Genomic DNA, 20,885 nt, shown 5'->3' on the forward strand with positions numbered 1-20,885 from the left:
GCCCCGGACAGGGCCGCGCCCGGCTTCCCGGGGCTCCGCCCCGTACCCCGCGCCTCGAACGCCGGCGAGGCTGGAAGACCCGGGGCTCCGCCCCGTGCCCCGCGCCTCGAACGCCGGCGAGGCTGACATCCAGCCCGTCCGGCGATCGAGGACCGGGTCCGGGCGGAGCCCGGGGAACGGGGGAAGGGTGGGGTGGGGAAAGGCCCCGCAGGGATCCGCGTCACGACGTCACCGACCTGGGTTGGGGGTGGGCTGCTGCTGCGAAGGCTGTGCCGCGGGCGGGGCCGAGGCCGACGCCGAAGGCGAAGGCGAAGGCGAGACCGGAGCCGGGGCGGCCGGGCTCGGCGTCACCGACGGGGCAGGCGGTTCGGCCGGCGCGGCACTGCCGGTGACCTTGCCGTCCGGGCCGAGGAAGACAGGGCTGCCGCCCGGTACCAGGCCCAGCTCCTGCGCCCGGCGCTGGAGCGCGTCGGGCGCCGAGTAGGCGTCCACGTCGCGCTGCAGGGCCTGCTCCTCGTCGGTGAGGGCGGTGGTCTCCTTCTTCAGCTTGCTGAGCTGGAAGGAGCCCTCGTTGAGCGCCGAGTTCAGCAGCAGCAGGCTGATCAGTCCTCCGGCGAGCAGGGCGACGACCAGCAGCACGAACGGCATCCGCGCCGCCTGCCCGCCGGGCCGCTGGCGGACCGGGCGGCCTCCGAGCGCCCGGCCGAGGCGGGCCGCCTGCCCGCGGGTCAGCGTGGCGACCTTCCCGGCCTTGGTCACAGTCGCGCCTCCCGGATGCGTTCGACCCCGCGGAACCTCGCCGGGGCGGCCCGCCGGTTCTCGGCGATCTCCTCCTCGGTCGGCAGCTCCGCGCCGCGGGTCAGCAGTTTCAGCTTCGGCTGGTACTTCTCCGGCACCACCGGCAGCCCGGGCGGGGCCGTGGAGGCCGCGCCCGCCGCGAAGACCTGCTTGACCAGGCGGTCCTCCAGCGAGTGGTACGAGAGCACGGCGATCCGGCCGCCGACCGCGATCCGGTCCACCGCCGCCGGAATGGCCCGCTCCAGCCCCGAGAGCTCGCCGTTGACCTCGATGCGCAGCGCCTGGAAGGTCCGCTTGGCCGGGTTGCCGCCGGTCCGCTTGGCGGCCTGCGGCAGGGCGTCGCGGATCAGCTCGACGAGCCGGGCGCTGTTGGTGAAGGGCTCCTTCTCGCGTCCCCGGACGATCGCGGAGACGATCCGCTTGGCCTGCTTCTCCTCGCCGTACTGGCGCAGGATCCGGACGAGCTCGCCGGGTGCGTAGGTGTTCAGGACCTCGGCGGCGCTGATGCCCGTCGTCTGGTCCATCCGCATGTCCAGCGGCGCGTCCTGCGCGTACGCGAACCCCCGGTCGGCCTCGTCCAGCTGCATGGAGGAGACGCCCAGGTCGAAGAGGATGCCCTGGACGGTCGGGAGGCCCAGCCCGTCCAGGACCTCGGCGAGGTCGGCGTAGATCGCGTGGACGAGGGTGGCCCGGTCGCCGAAGGGCGCGAGCCGCTCGCCGGAGAGCCGCAGGGCATCCTTGTCGCGGTCGAGGCCGATCAGACGCGCCTCGGGGAACCGGGTCAGCAGGGCCTCGCTGTGGCCGCCGAGGCCGAGGGTGCAGTCGACGACGACGGCCCCGGGCCTCTCCAGCGCCGGGGCCAACAGGTCCAGGCACCGCTGGAGCATCACCGGGACATGTCGGGACTCGCTAGTCAAAGCGCCCTCTCAGATAACGGCGCGGCAGGCGTACGCACCACCGGGTCCCCCGCCCTGCCCGGCCGACGCCGGGGAAGTGGCGCCGGCCGGCCGGTGAGCGGGAGAGGGCCGGGCCGTACGTACGCGCCGCGCACGCGGAGTGTTCTTCGGGGGCCGGGCGGCCGGTCAGGGCCGGGCTCCGGCCGGTTCGCGTCACTTTAGTGCAACGGTCGCCGCGGTCAACGAACCGCCTGCGCGCGCCGTGCACAGCTCTCGGATCCAACCGGCAAAAGGCGCGAATCACCCGGACGGCCGCCTTGCCCCCACCCCTGTGGGTTAGCTCACAACAAGCCTTGTTGACGTTCTTTGTCCGTCCTCACGCAAGGCCTTTACCTCCCGTGACCACTACCGTCGTATCCATGACGACTTCCGCATCCCTGCCTGCCGAGTCCGCACCCAAGGCATCCGCCGGCGGATCCGTCACCGACCGGCTCGTCCAGGCGAATCAGCGCTACGCCGCGAAGTTCTCCGACCCCGGCATGGACGCCCGCCCCGTCCTGCAGGTAGCCGTCGTCGCGTGCATGGACGCCCGCCTCGACCTCCATGCCGCGCTCGGCCTCGAACTGGGCGACTGCCACACCATCCGCAACGCGGGCGGTGTGGTCACCGACGACACCATCCGCTCCCTCACCATCAGCCAGCGGGCGCTGGGCACCCGCACGGTGATACTCATCCACCACACCGGCTGCGGCCTCGAAAGCCTGACCGAGGACTTCCGGCACGAGCTCGAGGACGAGGTCGGCCAGCGTCCCGCCTGGGCCGTCGAGGCCTTCCGGGACGTGGACCAGGACGTCCGCCAGTCCATGCAGCGGGTTCGCACGAACCCCTTCCTTCCCTTCAAAGACGATGTGCGAGGCTTCGTCTTCGATGTGCACACCGGGCTCCTGCGGGAGATCGATCCCAGCTCTTGAGTGACACGAGGCCGTAACGCCGTCAAGAATGCGGGGTGGCACCACCCGGGATCCCCCGGAGCCGGTGTCCGTGTTTCGGGGTGGGCCGGTCATGCGCCAAGGGCGTCGGCCCTGGGAAAGGGCCGAGGAGAACCAAGGTGACGACGTATGACGACCGAGCGAGCCTCGCGGATCTGACCAGCACGGCGGAGCGGGTGCGCCACTCGGTCGAGAGCGTGATCGAGGGCAAGCCCGAGGTCGTACGCCTCGCGCTGACCGTGCTGCTCGCCGAGGGGCACCTGCTGATCGAGGACGTGCCCGGCGTCGGCAAGACGATGCTGGCGAAGACACTCGCCAAGTCCATCGACTGCTCGGTGCAGCGCATCCAGTTCACGCCGGACCTGCTGCCCTCCGACATCACCGGTGTCAGCATCTACGACCAGCAGCGCCGCGAGTTCGAGTTCAAGCCGGGTGCGATCTTCGCGCAGATCGTCATCGGCGACGAGATCAACCGCGCCTCGCCGAAGACCCAGTCGGCGCTGCTGGAGTCGATGGAGGAGCGCCAGGTCACCATCGACGGCACGACGTACACGCTGCCGAGCCCCTTCATGGTCGTCGCCACCCAGAACCCGGTGGAGATGGAGGGCACGTACCCGCTGCCCGAGGCCCAGCGCGACCGCTTCATGGCCCGCGTCTCCGTCGGCTACCCCAGCCCCGAGGCCGAGCTGCAGATGCTCGACGTGCACGGCGGGCTCTCCCCGCTCGACGACCTGACGGCCGTCGCGCACGCCCACGAGATCATCAAGCTGATAGAGGCGGTCCGCGAGGTGTACGTGGCCGAGCCGGTCCGGCGTTACGTCGTCGACCTGGTCTCCGCCACACGCAGCCACCCCGACCTGCGGCTCGGCGCCTCGCCCCGCGCCACCCTGCACCTGCTGCGCGCCGTGAAGGCCTCCGCCGCGCTCGCCGGACGTGACTACGTCCTGCCCGACGACGTCCAGGCGCTGGCCGGCCCGGTCCTCGCGCACCGGCTGCTGCCCACCGCGCAGGCCCAGCTCAACCGGCGCACCTCCGAGCAGGTCGTCGCCGAGATCCTCCAGCGCACCCCCGTCCCGGCCGCACACGCCCGCGGCGAAATGCCGCCCGGCGCGGGCATCCGGGGCTTCTGATGAGCGCCGGTGCCCCGCGCGGCGCCGGCGGCGCGGGGGACGGGGGCGGGCTGCGTGCCTCGCTGTCGGGGCTGACCACCCGGGGCCGCTCGTTCCTGGCCGCCGGGATAGCCGCCGCCGCGTGTGCGTACGTCCTGGGCCAGGGCGAACTGCTGCGGGTCGGCCTGCTGCTCGCGCTCCTGCCGCTGATCTGCGTCTACGCCCTGCACCGCACCCGCTACCGGGTCTCCGGCAGCCGTCGGCTGAGCCCGGGACGGGTGCCCGCGGGCTCCGAGGCCCGGGTGCAGCTGCGCATGGACAACGTCTCGCGACTGCCCACCGGCCTGCTGATGCTCCAGGACCGGGTGCCTTACGTCCTGGGCCCGCGCCCCCGCTTCGTACTGGACCGGGTCGAGCCCGGCGGGCGCCGCGAGGTGTCCTACCGGGTCCGCTCCGACCTGCGCGGCCGCTATCCCCTGGGCCCGCTCCAGCTGCGGCTGACCGACCCCTTCGGGCTGGTCGAGCTGACCCGCTCGTTCAGTACCTACGACACCCTCACCGTCATCCCGCGCACCGAGCCGCTGCCGCCGGTCCGCCTGACCGGCGAGTCCAACGGCTACGGCGACGGCAGCCGCCGCTCGCTGGCCCTGGCCGGCGACGACGACGTGATCCCGCGCGGCTACCGGCGCGGCGACGACCTGCGCCGGGTGCACTGGCGCTCCACCGCCCGCTACGGCGAGCTCATGGTCCGCCGCGAGGAGCAGCCGCAGCGCAGCCGGGCCACCGTCCTGCTGGACACCCGGGGCCTGGCCTACGACGGCGCCGGCCCCGACTCCGCCTTCGAGTGGGCCGTCTCGGCTGCCGCCTCCAGCCTGGTCCACGTGCTGGAGCAGGGCTTCTCGGTGCGGCTCCTCACGGACACCGGGAACTCGGTGCCGGGAGAGGGGGGTGGCGGATTCTCCTCCGGCGGACAGGAGTCCGCCGAGGCCGCCGGACTGATGATGGACACCCTCGCGGTGGTCGGCCACTCCGACGGCGCCGGGCTCTCGCGGGCCTACGACGCCGTGCGCGGCGGCGGGGGCTTCCACGGCGGGGGCGGTGACGGGCTCCTCATCGCCTTCTTCGGCGACCTGGACGACGTACAGACCGAACTGGCGGCCAAGATGCGCCAGCGCACCTCGGGCGCGATGGCCTTCGTCCTGGACACCGCGGCCTGGGGCGGGCAGCCCGCGCCGGGGCACGCCGTGACCCCGCTGGAGGAGCGGCTGCACCGGCTGCGCGACGCGGGCTGGACGGCGCTGGCCGCCCCGCCCGGGGTGGCCTTCGGCGAGCTGTGGCGACAGGCGGGGACCGCTCGCGTCGGTACGGGAACCTTCGGAGGTCGGGAATGAGCGGGCGCGCGAAACTGACGGTGTTCGCGGCACTGGCGACTCTCCTCACCTCGTGGTCGCTGAGCCCGCTGGTGGATTCGACGGTCTGGCTGCTCCAGGCGGCGCTGTTGCTGATCGTGCAGAGCGCGGTCGGGGCCGGGGCGCGGCGGGTGCCGCTGGCCCGGTCGCTGACCGTGGCCGCGCAGCTGCTGGTGTCGCTGCTGCTGCTCGCGTTCCTCTTCGCCGGCAAGGGCGAGTCCGACGGGGACGGGCCGCTGGCCTATCTGGTGACGGATTTCGGCGCGCTGTTCGGGCAGGGCGTCAAAGACGTGGGCGAGTTCGCCATCCCGGCCCCGCTGACGGACGGCATCCGGCTGCTGCTGGTGTCCGGGGTGCTGCTGATCGGGCTGCTGGTGGACACGCTGGCGGTGACCGCGCGGACGGCCGCCGCGGCCGGACTGCCGCTGCTCGCCCTGTACTCGGTGGCCGCGGGCCTGTCGGGCGGCGGGGAGGCCTCCTGGGTCTCCTTCCTGCTGGCGGGCTGCGGCTACCTGATGATGCTGCTGGCCGAAGGCCGGGACCGGCTCGCGCAGTGGGGCCGGGTCTTCGGCGCGGCCCCGCGCGGCCGGGGCTCGGCCGACTCCGGCCTCAGCAGCGGCGGCGGACAGGCGACGGCCCCGGTGCGGTTCGGCCGGCGGATCGGCGCGATAACCCTGGGGCTGGCGCTGGCCGTGCCGGCGGCGCTGCCCGCGCTCGGCGGCGGCCTGCTGGGCGGCAACCAGGAGGGCGCGGAGAGCGGCGGCGCGGGCGGGACGATCTCGGCGGTCAACCCGCTGGTCTCCCTGCAGAGCAACCTGAACACGCCGGACAACCGTGTGGTGCTGAAGTACCGCACGGACAATCCGCAGCAGAGCGAGCAGTACCTCCGGATCGTGGCGCTGGACGAGTTCAACGGCGTCAAGTGGGAGGCCTCCGGGCGGGCCCTGGTCGACGTGCCGAAGCGGATGCCCGAGCCGCCCGGGCTCGGCGGTGCGGTCCGCACCACCGCCTCGGAGGTGCGCACCAACATCACGGCGGCGGACACCTTCACCCAGCGCTACCTCCCGATGCCGTATCCGGCGACGTCGGTGGAGATCGGCGGGAAGTGGCGGTTCGAGCCCGTCGGCCGGACGCTGGTCGGTGACCAGCTGGGCCGGGACAGGTTCCAGAACGTCCAGGGCTCGGCGTACACCGTGCGCAGTCTGCTGCTGAACCCGACCGCGCAGCAGCTGCAGAGCGCCCCGGGGCCGGACCCGCAGATCAAGGCCGAGTACACGAAGCTCCCGGAGAATCTGCCGCCGGTGGTCGGCGAGACGGCCCGCCAGGTGACGCAGGGATCGAAGGACGACTACACGCGAGCGGTGAAGCTGCAGGACTTCTTCGCCGTGAACGGTGGATTCCGCTACAACACGAGGACCGCCTCGGGCACGGGTCCGCAGGCGGTCGCCCGGTTCCTCGCCGACAAGGAGGGCTTCTGCGTCCACTTCGCGTTCTCGATGGCGGCGATGTCCCGCTCGCTGGGCATCCCGGCCCGGGTGGCGGTGGGCTTCACGCCCGGTGAGAAGCAGTCGGACGGCAGCGTGAACGTCTCGATGCGGGACGCGCACGCCTGGCCCGAGCTGTACTTCGAGGGCGTGGGCTGGACCCGGTTCGAGCCGACGCCCCGGGCCGGCATCAACGTGCCGGACTACTCCCGGGCCCAGACGCCGACGGCCCAGCAGCCGTCCGCGCCGGCCCCGCTGCCCTCGCAGGGCGCCGCGCAGCCGACGGCGGCGCCGTCGAAGGCCGACGAGTGCCCGCCGTCGATGAAGAAGCTCGGCGAGTGCGGGGCGGCCGCGCCGACGCAGACCACCCCCCACGACGACGGGCCGTCGGCGGCGACGATCCTCGGCTGGGCGGCGGCCGTGGCGGCGGTGCTGGGCGTGCCCCTGCTGCCGCTGCTGTGGCGAACCCGGCTGCGGGCCCGCCGCCTGGGGACCCGGGAGGTCCTGACGGCCTGGCGGGAGCTGGGCGACAGCGCCTGGGACGTGGGCGTGGTCCCGGACGAGGCGCTGTCCCCGCGCCGGGCGGCGAGCCGGATCGTGGACCTGGGCGGCCTGGAGCCGGACGCCGCGGAGGCGGTCCACCGGGTCGCGGGTGCGGTGGAACGGGCCCTGTACGCGCCGCCGGGTGCGGACGTCTCGTACGAGGGGCTGGCGGACGACGTGCTGCTGGCCCACGCGGGTCTGCTGGCCGCGGTGGGCCGTCCGGCCCGGCTGCGGGCCCTGCTGCTGCCCCGCTCGGCGGCACGCCTCTCCTGGGCGGCCTCGAACCGGTGGTCGGCGGTGGCCGCGGCGGCCTCGACCCGCCTGACCACCCTGCGCCTGCGCCTCCCCCTACGAGGCCGCGGCTGAGCCCCACCTCGCGGGCCCTGCCGGGGCGCGCGGTACGAGGCCGGCACTGAGGCGGGGCCGGGCTCTGCCCGGACCCGCGGTACGCAGCCACCGCTGAGGCCCGCTTCCCGGGCTCTGCCCGGACCCGCGCCTCAAACGCCGGCGGGGCTGAATTCCCCAGCCCCGCCGGACGCATTCAGCCTGTAGGCGACCGAAGCACGGGGTCGGGGGCGGAACCCTGGCCGTTGATCCCGGCCCGGGCACGATCAGCCCCGGCGATTGAGGCGCGGGGTCTGGGGCAGAGCCCCGGTCTTGGAGCCTCGCCTGCGATTGAGGCGCGGGCGTCAGGAGCCGGAGCCCTGGCTCCTGCGGCTGCGCGGCACGGCAGACCCGCGGATGCGAAACGGCGAGGCTCGATCCCCCCGAGCCCCGCCGTGTTCACCGTTCCCCCACCCGGCACGGAAGGAGGCACCCGGTCCGCTCCGCAGCCCCGTGCCGGCGGTGCGGACCGGGCCCCTGTCCGTTGCTCCCAGTCTGGCGTCTGCGCAGGTGGGAGCCATCCGCGCGCGTACTCATCTCCGCGCCTAGGTACGGATACTCAGCTGCCGCGGCAGGCCCCACCAGTTGTACGGGCTGACGCACCCGCGCGGCACCGCCGACTGGGGGGTCCCCGGCGGGTCGGCCGCCGGGTCAGCGGTTGCCGCTGACCCGGCCCCGCAGCAGCAGCGACAGCGCAGAGTGGACGTCGTCCAAAGACCGCTCGCTCTGGAACGACTGCCAGTCCAGCGCGGCCACCAGCACCATCCCGACCATCGCGGCCGCGGTGAGCGGCACGTCGATCTCTGCGCTCAGCTCACCGCGCTCGACGCCCTCGCGCAGCACGTTCTCCACGACGGCCACCGCCTCCTGGCGGACCACCATCAGCGTGGACTGCCATGCGCGGTTGGTCCGCCACAGCTCGGCGACGTAGAGCTGGGTGAAGGCCGGATACCGGTCGATGAAGACCAGCCCCGCGCGGATCATCGCGTCGAGGGCCTCGACGCGGCTGCCGCCGCGCGCCTCCGTCTCCTCCGCCGCCGTCCGCAGCGAGACCGTGAGCAGCCCGACGCCGTGCCGCAGCAGTTCCTCGAAGAGGTCGTTCTTGCTCGCGAAGTTGTAGTAGACGGTGCCCTTCGCGACGCCCGCCCGCTCGGCGATCTCCTCGACCGTGGTCGCGGAGAAGCCCTTTTCGGCGATGAGGGTCACGGCCGCTTCGTAGAGCTTCTGCCGGGTGGCCTGGCGACGGCCGCCGATGCTGCCCGTACCGGTGCTGCTGCTTTCCATGGCGCTGATTGTCACAGGTCAACACGTCCCTACAGGCTCAGTTCCGGGTGCAGTCGGTCCATCGTCCACACCTGCTTGCCGCGGGCGGCGAGCGCGGTGAGGGCGAGGGCTCCGACCGTGAAGGCCGTGAGGACCGCGAAGCCCTGCCATACCGGGCCGAGGTCGCCGCCGGTGATGAGGTGGCGCAGGCTCTCGACCACGTACGACATCGGCAGGTAGGGGTGGATGTCGTTGAAGAAGTCCGGGCTGGTCTGGACGGGGTAGGTGCCGCCCGCCGAGGTCAGCTGCAGCATCAGGACGGCGAGGACCAGGATCCGCCCGGCCGCGCCGAACTTGGCGTTGAGCCACTGGATGATCGCCGCGAAGCAGGCGGTGACCAGCAGCAGGAAGGCGATGGTGAGGGCCGGGTGGGCCATCTCCAGGCCGAGGTCCGGGGCCCAGCGGAGCACGGACATCAGCAGGGCGACCTGGGCGGTGCCGATCCCCACCACGGGCAGCCAGCCGGCGAGGGCGATCCGCCAGGGCGACGCGCCCGCGGACAGGGCACGCCGGTTCATCGGCGCGATCAGCATGTAGGCGACCATCGCGCCCACCCAGAGGGACAGCGGGATGAAGTACGGGGCGAAGCCGGTGCCGTAGTTGGGCGCCTTGTGCAGGGACTGGTTGGCGAGCTTGATCGGGTCGGCCATGACCTCGGTGCGCGTGTCGCGCTGCTGCTGGTCGTAGTCGGGGATCTTGCCGGCGCCCTCGTGCAGGCCGCCGGCGAGCTCCCCGGTGCCGTCGACGAGCTTGTACATGCCGCTGTCGAGGCGGTGGGCGCCGTCGCCGAGCTTGCCGACGCCGTCGCTGAGGGCGCCGGAGCCGCTGGCGGCCGAGCCGAGGCCGGTGTGCAGCTGGGCCATGCCGGTGGCGACCTTGTGGGCGCCGGTGTTGAGGGCGTTGACCTTCGCGACGGCCGCGTCGAGGTCGCCCGCGAGCTGGGGGGCCTTGTCGACGAGCTCGCGGGCCTTCTTCTCCAGGTCGGTCAGCTGGGTGCGGAGCTTGGCGACGTCGCCGCTCGCGCTCTTGGCCAGGGTGCTGACCTCCCCGGCGAGTTCGGCGGCCTTGGCCGCGTCGTCCTTGACCAGCTTCAGGTCGGGGCAGGAGGCGAGGTGCGGTTCGGCGCCGGGGGTGACGCAGTGCCTGGTGTAGTACGCGTCCGCGCCGGTGGAGGCCTTCTTGGCGACGGAGGCGGCGGCCGGGGCCTTCTCGACGAACGTGGCGAGGTGGTCGTTGACCACCTTCGCGCTGTCGGCGACCAGTTCGGCGGTGTCCGCGAGGTTCTTGGGGTCCTTGACGAAGGGGCGGGCCTTGTCGGCGGCCCCGTTGACCTTGTCGGCGAGGGCCTGGGTGCCGTCCGCGACGTCCTTCGAGCCGGTCTCCAGCTTGGTCGCGGCCGAGTTGAGCTTCTTCAGGCCGCTGTTGAGTTCACCGGTCTTCTCCTCTGCGGTGTCGAGGCCGTCCGCGAGTTCCTTCGCGCCGTCCTTGGCCTTGCCCGCGCCGTCCTTGAGCTTGTCGGCGCCGTCGGCGGCCTCGGCCGTCTTGTCGTGCAGGTCGGAGAAGTTGACGAAGATCTTGTCGAGGAAGCCACGGGAGGCGTTGGCGGACGCCGCGGAGCGGACCTCGGAGAAGACGGAGCGCGAGATGGAGCCGACGACGTAGTTGTTGGCGTCGTTGGTGCGCACCTGGAGGGCCCCGGTGGTGGGGTCGTCGCCCGAGCTGGAGGCGATCTTCTCGCTGAAGTCCGCCGGCATGGTCAGGGTGAGGTAGTACGTGCCGTTCTCCAGCCCCTTGGCCGCCTGCTTGGCGCTCACCTCGTGCCACTCGAAGGCCTTGCTGTCGCGGAGCTTCTCGGTGATCTCACCCCCCGCGTCCAACCGCTTGCCGTCGACGGTCGCGCCGCGGTCGGCGTTGACGAGGGCGACGGGCACCTTGTCGAGACGGCTGTACGGGTCCCAGAAGGACCAGAGGTACAGGGCTCCGTAGAGCAGCGGCAGCAGGAGCAGCGCGACGAGAGCGGCCCGGGGCAGCTTCCCCCGCCCGAACCGCTTCAGCTCAAGCGCGGCCAGCTTCGGCGAGCGCATCGTCCGCCCCCTTCGTGTCGTCGTTCTCGGTGTCGGTGTCGGTGCCGGCGTCGGCGTCGAGGTCCATCTCGGTGTCGGCGTCGTTCTCGCCGTCGGCGTCGTTCTCGCCGTCGGTGCCCGTGTCGTTCTCGCCGTCCGCGTCCGCGTCGGTGTCCGGCTCCTGGTCGGCATCCGCCTCGCAGTCCGCCTCCGCAGCGGGGCCGCCCTTCGCGGGGGTTTCCCACGCGACCTTCCGCGCGTCGCCGCCGCCGGGCGGGGCCGTCGGTGCGGCGGCGGGCGCCTGCGGACCGTCCGGCTCCTTGGGGCAGGTCCGCAGGACCACCGCGTCGGCGGGCGCCTCGCTGCACGCCGCGATGACGGTGGTCCCGCCGGCGGTGATCGAGCGCAGCAGGTCCCAGGCCTCGGCGCGTTCGGTGTCCGAGAGCTTCAGGTCGAGGTCGTCGAGGGCCAGCAGCCGCGGGGAGCCCAGCAGGGCGATGGCCACGGACAGCCGTACGGACTCCAGGCGTTCCAGGTCCCGTACGGAGGTGCGCGCCCCCTTGGGCAGCGTGTCGAGGTCCAGTCCGGCGGCGGCCAGGGCCGCGTCGATCCGGGCCTCGGCGCGGGCGCGGCGCTCGGCCCGGGGCCTCAGCAGGGCGCGGACCGGAGCGTCGTAGCGGCGCTGGAGCAGCGCGCCCTCGCGCAGCTGTTCCGCGACGGTGAGGGACTGGTCGAGGTCGTTGACCCCGGGGACCGGGCCGAGGGCGGCGATCCGGCGTACGGCGGCCATCTTCTTGGGCAGCCGGTGCCCGCCGATCTCGGCGTGCCCCCGGGTGGGCTTCATACGTCCGGTGAGAGCGAGGAGCAGGCAGGTCCGGCCGCTGCCGGAGGGGCCTTCGACCGCGATGAGCGAGCCGGGCGCCGCGTCGATGCCGACCCCTCGGAAGGCCCAGCCGCGCGGGCCCTTGAGTCCGAAGTCCTCGGCTTTGACGGCCGCGCCGTGCGGGCTGTCCACGCCGTCCCCCTTCTTTTTAAACTGACCGGTCAGTTCAAAAACTACCACTCTTCGGAGCACCACGTGGGCAGGAGGGGGCAGTTGTCGGTTAATCGACCGAAAAAGTGCAGGTCAGCGTGATTGTCAGTGGGCCCCGTCACGATGGGGGCAACGCATCGACAGGAGGTTCGTCATGGCCACACCGTCCCCGTCCCCTGTCCACCCCGTCCTGCGCAAGTCGACGGCTCCACCAGCCGCCCTCGACCTGCTCGCCAAGGCCCGCAGCGGCCTGGCCGAGGCCGCCCGGCTGACCCGTCCCAACGAGCGCTACGCCACCGCCCACCTCGCCGCGCTGCGCACCGCCGCGGCCGTGCTCGCCGCCCGCGGGCGGCCGGAACCGGTGAACGCGCGGCGACGGCCGCGGATCCGCAGCGCGTGGGAGGTGCTGCCGGAGATAGCGCCGGAGCTGGCCGAGTGGAGCGCGCTCTTCGCCTCCGGCGCCGACCGCCGGGCCCGGGCCGAGGCGGGGATAGCGGACGCGGCGAGCTGCCGTGACGCGGATGATCTGGTGCGCGCCGTCTCGATGTTCCTGCGCCTGGTGGAGCGGATGCTCGCCGTCCGGACACCGTCCCCGCACCTGCCGCAGACCCTGCCGGAGCCCCGGACGGAACGCCCGGACGCGGGATGAGCTGCCCGGCTGCCGGAGGCAATAGGGTGGGGCACTCACCGCTCTCCCTTACCGCGCCGAGGAGCCATCAGCCGTGTCGGACACTTCCCGCCCCCGCGCCTCCCTTCGCACCGCCGTGGTGTGGGAGGTCCTGAAGGAGGCACTCGACCGCCGGGTGAAGGCGACCGGGCGGGACGTGCTCGACGTACTGGACACCGGCGGCGGCACCGGCAAGTTCGCCGTACCGGTGGCCCGGCTGGGCCACCGGGTCACCGTGGTCGACCCCAGCCCGAACGCGCTGTTCGGGCTGGAGCGCCGGGTCGCCGAGGCCGGCGTCGCGGACCTGGTCCGCGGCGTCCAGGGTGACGCCCAGGGTCTGCTGGACGTCGTCGAGCGCGACGCCTACGACGTGGTGCTCTGCCACGGCGTGCTGGAGTACGTGGACGACCCGGCCGAGGGCGTGGCCAACACGGTGGCGGCCCTGCGCCCCGGCGGCACGCTCAGCCTGCTGGCCGCCGGCCTCGGCGGGGCCGTCCTCGCCCGCGCGCTGGCCGGTCACTTCACGGAGGCCCGTACGGCCCTGACGGACCCCGCCGGCCGCTGGGGCTCCGGCGACCCGGTGCCGCGCCGCTTCACCGCCGAACAGCTCTCCGAGCTGGTCGGCGGGGCCGGCCTGGAGGTCGGCGCGGTGCACGGCGTGCGGATCTTCGCCGACCTCGTTCCCGGCGTCCTGGTGGACACCGAGCCGGGCGCCGTGGAGGCGCTGCTGCGTCTGGAGGAGGCCGCCGCGGAGCTGCCCGCCTTCCACGCGGTGGCCACGCAACTGCACGTCTTGGGCGAGAAGCACGCCTGAACTGGGATCTTCCGCGCACGGAGTCGGCCACTCACCCTTCGTTCCGGCGGTCGGCCCCGTATGATCGGGAGCAGTGACCGGCATGGTGAACGAGCCATTGGGGAATAAGGGCCTCAGTGACCGCTCCCGCGGCGGTACGGTTTCGCGCAGTGGCTTTGCAAGCTGTGTTTTTCTGGGCCGTGTCTTTTGAACGTGGCGTAGAGGGCGGGTATCACGGGGGCGATTCCCCGCCTATCCTGAAGGGGACCCCTGGTCGCTACCCCCCCGCGACCGACGGATGAGGAGGACTCCCGTGCCGCTCTCGGAGCACGAGCAGCGAATGCTCGAGCAGATGGAGCGAGCGCTGTACGCCGAAGATCCCAAGTTCGCGACAGCGCTTGAGGGAAGCGGACTGCGTACGTACACCCGGCGACGGGTCTACCAGGCAGTCGCAGGCATTGTGGTGGGTATCGCGCTCCTCATGACCGGTGTGATCATTCCGAACGTGCTCTGGATCAGCGTGGTGGGGTTCCTCGTCATGCTGGGATGTACGGTCCTGGTGGTCACCGGTTGGCGCAAGGCACCCAAGCCTGGCGAGCAGCCCGTCTCCGGAAGTACCGGTGGTTCGGCCCGCGGCCACAACCGGCAGCGTCGGTCGATGATGACCCGCATCGAGGAACGGTGGCAGCGCCGCCGTGACGAGCAGGGGCAGTAGCCCCGGACGACGTGAGTGAGGGGATGGCCGCCACCGTGCGACCATCCCCTCACTGTTCCGCGAGGCCGTACGGCATGATGATCCAATGAGTGTGCTCCCCCTGGTCTTCACCAGCGGCTGGGCCAGCGGGATCAACGCTTACGCCGTGGTCCTCCTGCTCGGCCTCTTCGGCCGTACCGGCCTGACCGACGAGGTCCCCGCCGCGCTGCAGCGCACGGACGTGCTGATCGTCGCGGCGGTGCTGTTCCTCTGCGAGGCGGTCGCCGACAAGATCCCGTACGTCGACTCCATATGGGACGCCGTCCACACCGTGATCCGCCCGGTGTCCGGTGCGGTGATCGGCGCGCTGCTGGCCGGGCAGAGCGGCTCGCTCTCCGACATCACCGCCGGCGCCATCGGCGGTTCCACCGCTCTGGCCAGCCATTTCGTCAAGGCCGGCACCCGGATGGCGATCAACACCTCGCCCGAGCCGTTCACCAACGTGGCGATGAGCATCGCCGAGGACCTCGGTGTGGCCGGTCTCGTCACCTTCGCGATGTTCAATCCGGAGGCCGCCGCGATCATCGCGGCCGTCCTGCTGGCCGCGGGCCTGGCCATACTGGTCTTCCTGTGGTCCCGGATCCGCCGCTTCCTGCGCCGTCGCGCCCAGCGCCGCGAGGAGAGGCGGCTGGCCACCGAGGCCCACGAGGCCACCGGGGCCCCACCCCGCTGACCACATCGCCCCCGAGGGGGTCGATAGGCTCGGCCGCATGGCACGAATTGCGGTGATCGGCGCCGGCATGGGCGCGATGGCGACGGCGGCCCGGCTGGCCGTGGCGGGGCACCAGGTGACGGTGTACGAGCGTGGGGCGATCTACGGCGGAGCGGTCGGGCGGTACGAGCGCGACGGTTTCGCCTTCGACACCGGCCCCGGGCTGCTGCACCTGCCCGCCGTCTACCGCGACCTGTTCGTGAAGACGGGCAAGCGGTCGCTGGAGGACTGCGTCGACATGGTCCAGGTCGACCCGGCCGTCCGCCACGTCCTCCCCCACCACGGCATCGACGTCACTCTGCCGGGCGCCTCGCGCGGCGGTGTCGCCGCCGCCCTCGACACCTCGTTCGGCCAGGGCGCGGGCGAGCGCTGGAACTCCTTGCTGGGCCGCGCCCGGGACACCTGGGACGCCACCCGCCGCCCGCTGCTGGAGGAGCCGCTGCGGCCCGGTGCCCGGCAGGAGCTGGGCGGCGACCCGTACCCAGCCCTGCGCAGGAGCGGCCTGCTGCGCCGCCGGACGCCGACCCTCGCCGAGGTGGCCGCCCGGGAGCTCGGCGGCGGCCTCGCGGAGCTGCTGACCGGCCTGGTGCGCACCTACGGGATCGACCCCGCCACCGCGCCCGGCTCGGCGACCGTCCTCCCGTACATGGAGCAGACCTTCGGCAGCTGGTACGTGCGCGGCGGGATGCGGGCGCTGGCCACCGCCGTGTACGAGCGCTGCCTGGAGCGGAAGGTCGTCTTCGCCTTCGGCGCGGAGGTGCGGGAGGTCCTGGTCCGCGGCGGCCGGGCGGCAGGGCTGCTGCTGGCCGACGGCACCGAGGTCGCCGCCGACTGCGTGGTCTGCGGGATCGACCCGCGGCAGCTGCCGGCCGGTTCGCCGCCGTGGCCGCCGGAGGCGGTCCCCGCCCGCGGGGACGGCGTACCCGGACGGATCACGCTCCTGCTCGCGCTGCGCGGGGCGCGTCCCGCCACCGCCGTCCACCGCACCGTGGTGCACGCCTCCGGGGCGCAGGTCACCGTCATGCGCCCGGACGATCCGGCCACCCGCCCCGACGAGGAGCACGAGGCGATCACGGTGAGCGCCGTACACGGGTCCGGGGCGCCGGAGCCCGCCGAACTGCTGGACCTCGCGGAGAAGGCCGTACAGGGGCTGCGGGAGCGGTTGTTGTGGCAGGAGGTGCGCACCCCGGCCGATGTCGAGGCGGTGACCGGTGCGGTCGGCGGCGCGGTGCCCGCGCCCGCCCTCGCGGGGGCGGGGGGCCGGCTGCTGTACCCGGCCAACACCACGGCCGTGCCCGGGCTGTACCTGGCGGGCGGCTGGGCCCATCCCGGCGGCGGACTGGCGCACGCCGGGATGACAGGGGCCCTGGTGGCCGGGCTGATCGTCGAGGGAGCGGAGTTCCGCGGCTCGCAGTGATCAGTAGCGGTACTGCTCGTACTCGCCCTGCTGGGGGTACGGGTACTGCTGCGGCGGCTCGGCCTGCTCCTCCGTCGCGTAGGGCTGGCCGGCGCCGTCGGTGGACCGCTGCTGCGGGACCCAGACCCCGCCGGGGGGCGTGTCCATCGAGTACTGCTGCCCGTAGCCGGCGTACGGGGTGTAGTCGTACGGCTGTGGCGGGGCGACGCCGCCGCCGGTGCCGATGTACGGGTCGGAGTAGGCGGCGTAGACCTGCTGTTGCCCACCCGTCGGGTAGCCGCCGGAGTAGTCGTACCCGCCGCTGGCGCCGCCCTGGTTCTGCGGGTCGTAGTACGCCGCGTACTGGTGGGCGTCCTGCTCCGCCGTGGTGAACGGCGAGGCGAAGGCCGCCGTCTGGCCGGCGTCGGGCGTCTGCGTGAAGCTCTGTATCCCGTACGAACCGGTGTCCTCGGGCACCGGCTGCGGGCTGTAGACCTCCTCGGCCGCGGCCTGGAACCGCCGCTCGTCCGCGGTTCCGTCCGCGTCCTCGTACTCGAGAGAGGTGACCTGCAGCGCCGGCTCCGGCTGCGCGGCGCCCCCGGAGCGGCGGCGTCTGGACTGCCGTACGGGTTCCCCGCCGCGGCGCAGCGCCCAGCCGGCGACGAAGCCCTTGCGGAAGGACAGCGTCACCAGGGTCTGGCCCACGGCGAAGGCGGCCGCGCCGGCGCCGATGACCGGCACGGACGGCAGGACCACCCCGGCGACCACGCCGAGGAAGCCGGCGAATGCGAGCAGGCGCCAGCGGAGCCGCGCCTTGTACTGCATCAGGACCTCGGCAAGCAGCCACAGCGCGACGAAGCCGAACGCGATGTAGAGGACCGTCATTCCCATGCGTGGCCCCTCTCGGTACGGCCGCCCGCACGGGAATGGGGTATGGCCGCTCAGGCCCGCTGGTGCAGGCCCAGGTTCTCGTAGATTTCGAGAGTCGCCGTGGAATTGTTCAGCGTGATGAAGTGCAGCCCCGGGACACCCTCGGACAGCAGCCGCGCGCAGAACTCCGTGGCGAACTCGATGCCAATGGAGCGTACAGCGGCCGGGTCGTCCTTGACGGCGAGCATGCGCTCTTTCACGTCCGCGGGGAAGAGTGCGTTGCTGAGTTGGGGCAGCCGGTCGAGCTGCTTGATCCCCACAACAGGCATGACCTCGGGGATGATCGGGGTCTCGCAGCCCGCCTTCTCGACGCTGTCGCGAAGCCTCAGATAATTCTCCGGATCGAAGAACATCTGGGTGATCGCATAGTCCGCACCGGCGCGGCACTTGTCCACGAAGTGCCGGATGTCCGTGTCCCAGTCGGTCGAACGCGGGTGCATTTCGGGGAAGGCCGCGACGCCCACGCAGAAGTCTCCGGACTCCTTGACGAGCCGCACCAGGTCGGCGGCGTAGTGCACGCCCTCGGGGTGCGCCACCCACTCGCCCATCGGGTCCCCCGGCGGGTCTCCGCGCACGACGAGCATGTTCCGGATCCCGGCGTCGGCGAACTGTCCGATGACATTGCGCAGCTCAGCGACCGAGTGGTCCACGGCGGTGAGGTGTGCGACCGGGGTCAGGGTGGTGTCCGCGGCGATCTCCTGGGTGGCCTTGACCGTGCCGCCGCGGGTGGAGCCTCCGGCTCCGTAGGTGACGGAGACGAAGCTGGGGGATACCGCCTCGACCCGGCGCAGGGCGTTCCAGAGGTTGCGTTCGCCCTTCTCCGTCTTCGGCGCCCAGAACTCGAAGGAGTACGAGTGCCCGGACGTGAGAAGGTCGCGGACCGTGTGTGCACGGTCCGACCAGGTGGAAGCGGTACCAGAGGCCATGGGGGCAGGTTAGACGCGGCCCGGCGGACACCGAAGTGCTGTCCGTCTTTTGGACACGTTTTTGGACACCTGACCGCGCGGCGCGCACCGGGCCGCTCTCAATCCGCAAGGGCGCGCTACGGCTGTCCGGGTGTCGGTGCGTCCGGGGGGTCGGTGGATCCGGGGTCTCCGGGGTGGCCTTGCATCCAGAGCGTCGAGGGGACCCGGGATAACCGGGATAGCCGAAAGGTCCGGGATGCCGGATGCCAGGTCGGCAGGCGTTCAGCCGAGCCGGGCCCGCACGCGCCGGGCGAGATCCGCGGCGGCCGCACCGGGGTCGGTGGCCTCGGTGAGGGCGCGGACGACCACGACGCGGGTGGCGCCGGCGTCCAGCACCTCGTCCAGATTCGCGCCGTCGATGCCGCCGATGGCGAACCAGGGGCGCTCCTGCTCCACGGAGGCCGCGTACCGGACCAGGTCCAGGCCGGGGGCGTGCCGTCCGGGCTTGGTGGGGGTGGGCCAGCAGGGGCCGGTGCAGAAGTAGTCGACGCCGGCTTCGGCGACGGCCGCGTCGACCTCGTCCTCGGCGTGGCAGGACCGGCCGATCAGCACCTGCTCGCCGAGGATGGCGCGGGCCGCGGGGACGGGGATGTCGCCCTGGCCGAGGTGCAGGACGTCGGAGCCGATGGCGTGGGCGACGTCGGCGCGGTCGTTCACGGCGAGGAGCTTGCCGTGGCGGCGGGCGGCCTCGGCGAACACCTGGAGGTGTTCGAGCTCCTCTCCCGCCTCCATGCCCTTGTCGCGGAGCTGGACGATGTCCACGCCTGCGGCGAGGACGGCGTCGAGGAACTCGGGGAGGTCACCCTGGCGCTTGCGGGCGTCCGTGCAGAGGTAGAGCCGGGCGTCGGACAGCTGCATGGGTGTACCCCCGTAATGGAAGCGGTGTACGGGCACGGGCCCGTACACCGCGGTGGAGCGAATGCGGATCAGGTCAGAGGGCGAGCGCCTGAGCGCGGCGCTTCACCTCCGTGCCGCGATTCTCGCTCAGCGCCTGTACGGGGGTGCCGGGCAGGGTCGGATCCTCGGTGAAGAGCCACTCCAGGATCTCTTCGTCGGTGAAGCGGTCGTCGCGCAGCACGGTCAGCAGGCCGACCAGCCCCTTGACGACCTTGTCGCCGTCGATGAAGGGGGCCGGCACCTGCAGGGCGCGGTTCTCACCCCGGCGTACGGCGATGAGCTGCCCTTCCTTGACCATCTGGCGGACCCGGGTCACCTCGATGTGGAGCATCTCCGCGATGTCGGGGAGGTACAGCCAGGCGGGGACAAGGGAATCGATCTTTGCGTCAATCTCGGTCACGAGCACAAGCCTGCCATCTCGGCTCCGCCGCCGGTACCTGGGCGGCCCCGTCCGGGTCGCGGGCCCGTCCCGGACGCGCCCCGGGCCGTCAGGCGGTGGCCGACTTCAGCGGGGTCGCGGGGTCGCGGACCTTTGCGGGGTCCAGGGGAACCGCCGCCTCGATCAGGCGGCGGCCCTGCGCCAGGTCACGCGGCCGGCCCACGGCCAGGACCGCGACCAGGGCGCCGCCCCGCAGCCAGCACACCGACCACGCCGCCCCGTCCGGGTCCCCGCGCCACAGCAGGGTGTCGGCCCCGCCGTGGTGCCCGGCGTACTGCACGAAGCGCCCGAACTGCTCCGACCAGAAGTACGGCACGGGGTCGTACACCGCGGCCGGCTCCCCGGCCAGGATGTTCGCCGCGACCGACCTCGGCCCCTGCAGTGCGTTGTCCCAGTGGTGCACGAGCAGCCGCGTCCCGTACCGCCCCGACGGGAAGGAGGCGCAGTCTCCGACCGCGTACACCCCGGGCAGTGAGGTGCGCAGATACGCGTCCGCGGTGACCGACCCGTCGGGGCCCAGTTCCACCCCGGTCCCGGCCAGCCATCCGGTGGCGGGGCGCGCGCCGATGCCCACGACGACCGCCCCGGCGGGCAGGGCGCGCCCGTCCGCGAGCAGGACCTTCCCCGCCCCGATCCCGGCGACCTTCGCCCCGGTGATCAGCTGGGCTCCGGCCTCCCCGTACCAGCGCGCCATCGGCTCGGCGACCTCCGCGGGCAGCGCCCCCGCCAGCACCCGGTCGGCCGCCTCGACCACGGTCACCTCGCAGCCCGCCTCCCGGGCCGCGGTGGCGAATTCGGCGCCGATCCAGCCCGCCCCGACGACCACGGTCCGGGGGGCCGCCGCCAGGACCGGGCGCAGCCGCGCCGCGTCGTCCAGCGTGCGCAGCAGGTGGACGCCAGGGACGCCCTCGGTCCCGGGCAGGGTCAGGGGCTGCGCGCCGGTCGCCAGCACGAGGACCCCGTACGGGACCGGGCCCGCCTCGGTGTCCAGCTCGCGGTCGGCGGCCCGCAGTCCGGTGACCTCCGTGCCGAGCCTCAGTTCGATGCCGAGTCCCTCGAAGTCCACGTCGAAGGCGGAGTCCTCGGCCTTGCCGAGCAACACCGCCTTGGACAGCGGGGGCCGGTCGTAGGGCTGGTGGGGTTCGGCACCCAGCAGGGTCACGGGGCCGGTGAAGCCCTGCTCGCGCAGGGCGACCGCGGTCTGCACACCGGCCATTCCGGCGCCGACGATCACGACGCCGCGCTCATTCTTTTCCGTCTGCTCGCTCACCCGGCCACCCTAATCATCTGACGCTCCGTCA

19 protein-coding genes are annotated in these 20,885 nt (G+C 72.9%); 9 read left to right on the forward strand and 10 right to left on the reverse strand.

Translation table 11 applies throughout. The annotated features are described in order from the left end of the window. Positions 1-228 precede the first annotated feature (228 nt). Both ACWGIF_RS16900 and rsmH read right to left on the reverse strand, forming a co-directional pair. Positions 229-759 carry a hypothetical protein gene (locus ACWGIF_RS16900; protein ID WP_453497528.1) on the reverse strand — a complete coding sequence of 177 codons (531 nt, stop codon included), beginning with the start codon at positions 757-759 and terminating at the stop codon, positions 229-231. Continuing rightward, complete coding sequence (rsmH, locus tag ACWGIF_RS16905; RefSeq protein ID WP_453497694.1) at positions 756-1,685, reverse strand: 16S rRNA (cytosine(1402)-N(4))-methyltransferase RsmH; 930 nt, start codon at positions 1,683-1,685, stop codon at positions 756-758. The genes ACWGIF_RS16900 and rsmH overlap by 4 nt, the downstream gene beginning before the upstream one ends. Positions 1,686-2,050: 365 nt before the next feature. On the opposite strand from rsmH, the gene ACWGIF_RS16910 reads away from it, so the two are divergent. The 4 genes from ACWGIF_RS16910 to ACWGIF_RS16925 all read left to right on the forward strand — a co-directional run bounded on the left by ACWGIF_RS16910 (position 2,051) and on the right by ACWGIF_RS16925 (position 7,594). After that, the gene (locus ACWGIF_RS16910) at positions 2,051-2,665 is read left to right on the forward strand and encodes a beta-class carbonic anhydrase (protein WP_453497531.1); all 615 of its coding nucleotides are present in this window, start codon (positions 2,051-2,053) and stop codon (positions 2,663-2,665) included. A gap of 137 nt (positions 2,666-2,802) precedes the next feature. Beyond that, complete coding sequence (locus ACWGIF_RS16915) at positions 2,803-3,813, forward strand: AAA family ATPase (protein ID WP_453497534.1); 1,011 nt, start codon at positions 2,803-2,805, stop codon at positions 3,811-3,813. Continuing rightward, entirely contained in the window at positions 3,813-5,183 is a 1,371-nt protein-coding gene (locus tag ACWGIF_RS16920) for a DUF58 domain-containing protein (RefSeq protein ID WP_453497537.1), read from the forward strand. Before ACWGIF_RS16915 ends, ACWGIF_RS16920 begins: the two co-directional genes overlap by 1 nt. After that, positions 5,180-7,594, forward strand: a complete 2,415-nt coding sequence (locus ACWGIF_RS16925) for a transglutaminase family protein (protein ID WP_453497540.1) — start codon at positions 5,180-5,182, stop codon at positions 7,592-7,594. Before ACWGIF_RS16920 ends, ACWGIF_RS16925 begins: the two co-directional genes overlap by 4 nt. A gap of 669 nt (positions 7,595-8,263) precedes the next feature. Here the strand turns inward: ACWGIF_RS16925 and ACWGIF_RS16930 are convergent. The 3 genes from ACWGIF_RS16930 to ACWGIF_RS16940 are packed head-to-tail and all read right to left on the reverse strand — an operon-like array spanning position 8,264 to position 12,013. Next, positions 8,264-8,896: a TetR/AcrR family transcriptional regulator gene (locus ACWGIF_RS16930; protein WP_453497543.1), complete on the reverse strand. Its 633-nt coding sequence runs from the start codon at positions 8,894-8,896 to the stop codon at positions 8,264-8,266. A gap of 29 nt (positions 8,897-8,925) precedes the next feature. Beyond that, positions 8,926-11,019, reverse strand: coding sequence for a YhgE/Pip family protein (locus tag ACWGIF_RS16935; RefSeq protein ID WP_453497546.1), 2,094 nt, complete (start codon positions 11,017-11,019; stop codon positions 8,926-8,928). Beyond that, positions 10,991-12,013: an ATP-binding cassette domain-containing protein gene (locus tag ACWGIF_RS16940; RefSeq protein ID WP_453497549.1), complete on the reverse strand. Its 1,023-nt coding sequence runs from the start codon at positions 12,011-12,013 to the stop codon at positions 10,991-10,993. The genes ACWGIF_RS16935 and ACWGIF_RS16940 overlap by 29 nt, the downstream gene beginning before the upstream one ends. A 172-nt stretch (positions 12,014-12,185) precedes the next feature. Between ACWGIF_RS16940 and ACWGIF_RS16945 the strand changes: the two genes are divergently transcribed. The 5 genes from ACWGIF_RS16945 to ACWGIF_RS16965 all read left to right on the forward strand — a co-directional run bounded on the left by ACWGIF_RS16945 (position 12,186) and on the right by ACWGIF_RS16965 (position 16,374). Further along, positions 12,186-12,680, forward strand: coding sequence for an SAV_6107 family HEPN domain-containing protein (locus tag ACWGIF_RS16945; protein ID WP_453497552.1), 495 nt, complete (start codon positions 12,186-12,188; stop codon positions 12,678-12,680). Positions 12,681-12,753: 73 nt separating this feature from the next. Next, positions 12,754-13,512, forward strand: a complete 759-nt coding sequence (locus tag ACWGIF_RS16950; protein WP_453497555.1) for a methyltransferase — start codon at positions 12,754-12,756, stop codon at positions 13,510-13,512. Positions 13,513-13,804: 292 nt separating this feature from the next. Continuing rightward, the gene (locus ACWGIF_RS16955) at positions 13,805-14,206 is read left to right on the forward strand and encodes a DUF3040 domain-containing protein (RefSeq protein ID WP_453497558.1); all 402 of its coding nucleotides are present in this window, start codon (positions 13,805-13,807) and stop codon (positions 14,204-14,206) included. Positions 14,207-14,291: 85 nt separating this feature from the next. After that, complete coding sequence (locus ACWGIF_RS16960; RefSeq protein WP_453497561.1) at positions 14,292-14,918, forward strand: DUF4126 domain-containing protein; 627 nt, start codon at positions 14,292-14,294, stop codon at positions 14,916-14,918. A gap of 37 nt (positions 14,919-14,955) precedes the next feature. Then, a complete protein-coding gene (locus tag ACWGIF_RS16965; protein WP_453497564.1) occupies positions 14,956-16,374 on the forward strand; it encodes a phytoene desaturase family protein in 1,419 nt (472 codons plus the stop codon). On the opposite strand, the gene ACWGIF_RS16970 is transcribed toward ACWGIF_RS16965, so the two are convergent. The 5 genes from ACWGIF_RS16970 to ACWGIF_RS16990 form a co-directional block, all read right to left on the reverse strand. Continuing rightward, the gene (locus ACWGIF_RS16970; protein ID WP_453497567.1) at positions 16,375-17,244 is read right to left on the reverse strand and encodes a hypothetical protein; all 870 of its coding nucleotides are present in this window, start codon (positions 17,242-17,244) and stop codon (positions 16,375-16,377) included. It lies immediately after the preceding gene. A gap of 50 nt (positions 17,245-17,294) precedes the next feature. Then, positions 17,295-18,209 (reverse strand): methylenetetrahydrofolate reductase [NAD(P)H], encoded by a 915-nt coding sequence (gene metF / locus ACWGIF_RS16975; RefSeq protein WP_453497570.1) that lies wholly within the window; start codon positions 18,207-18,209, stop codon positions 17,295-17,297. A 261-nt stretch (positions 18,210-18,470) separates the two neighbouring features. Beyond that, entirely contained in the window at positions 18,471-19,106 is a 636-nt protein-coding gene (gene thiE / locus ACWGIF_RS16980; RefSeq protein ID WP_453497573.1) for a thiamine phosphate synthase, read from the reverse strand. A gap of 73 nt (positions 19,107-19,179) precedes the next feature. Next, positions 19,180-19,545: an Rv2175c family DNA-binding protein gene (locus ACWGIF_RS16985; protein ID WP_453497576.1), complete on the reverse strand. Its 366-nt coding sequence runs from the start codon at positions 19,543-19,545 to the stop codon at positions 19,180-19,182. An 88-nt stretch (positions 19,546-19,633) separates the two neighbouring features. Continuing rightward, on the reverse strand, positions 19,634-20,854 hold the full coding sequence (locus ACWGIF_RS16990) for an NAD(P)/FAD-dependent oxidoreductase (RefSeq protein ID WP_453497579.1): 1,221 nt from the start codon (positions 20,852-20,854) through the stop codon (positions 19,634-19,636). Between the last annotated feature and the right edge of the window lie 31 nt (positions 20,855-20,885).

It is taken from the genome of Streptomyces sp. NPDC054849 (genome assembly GCF_053610945.1).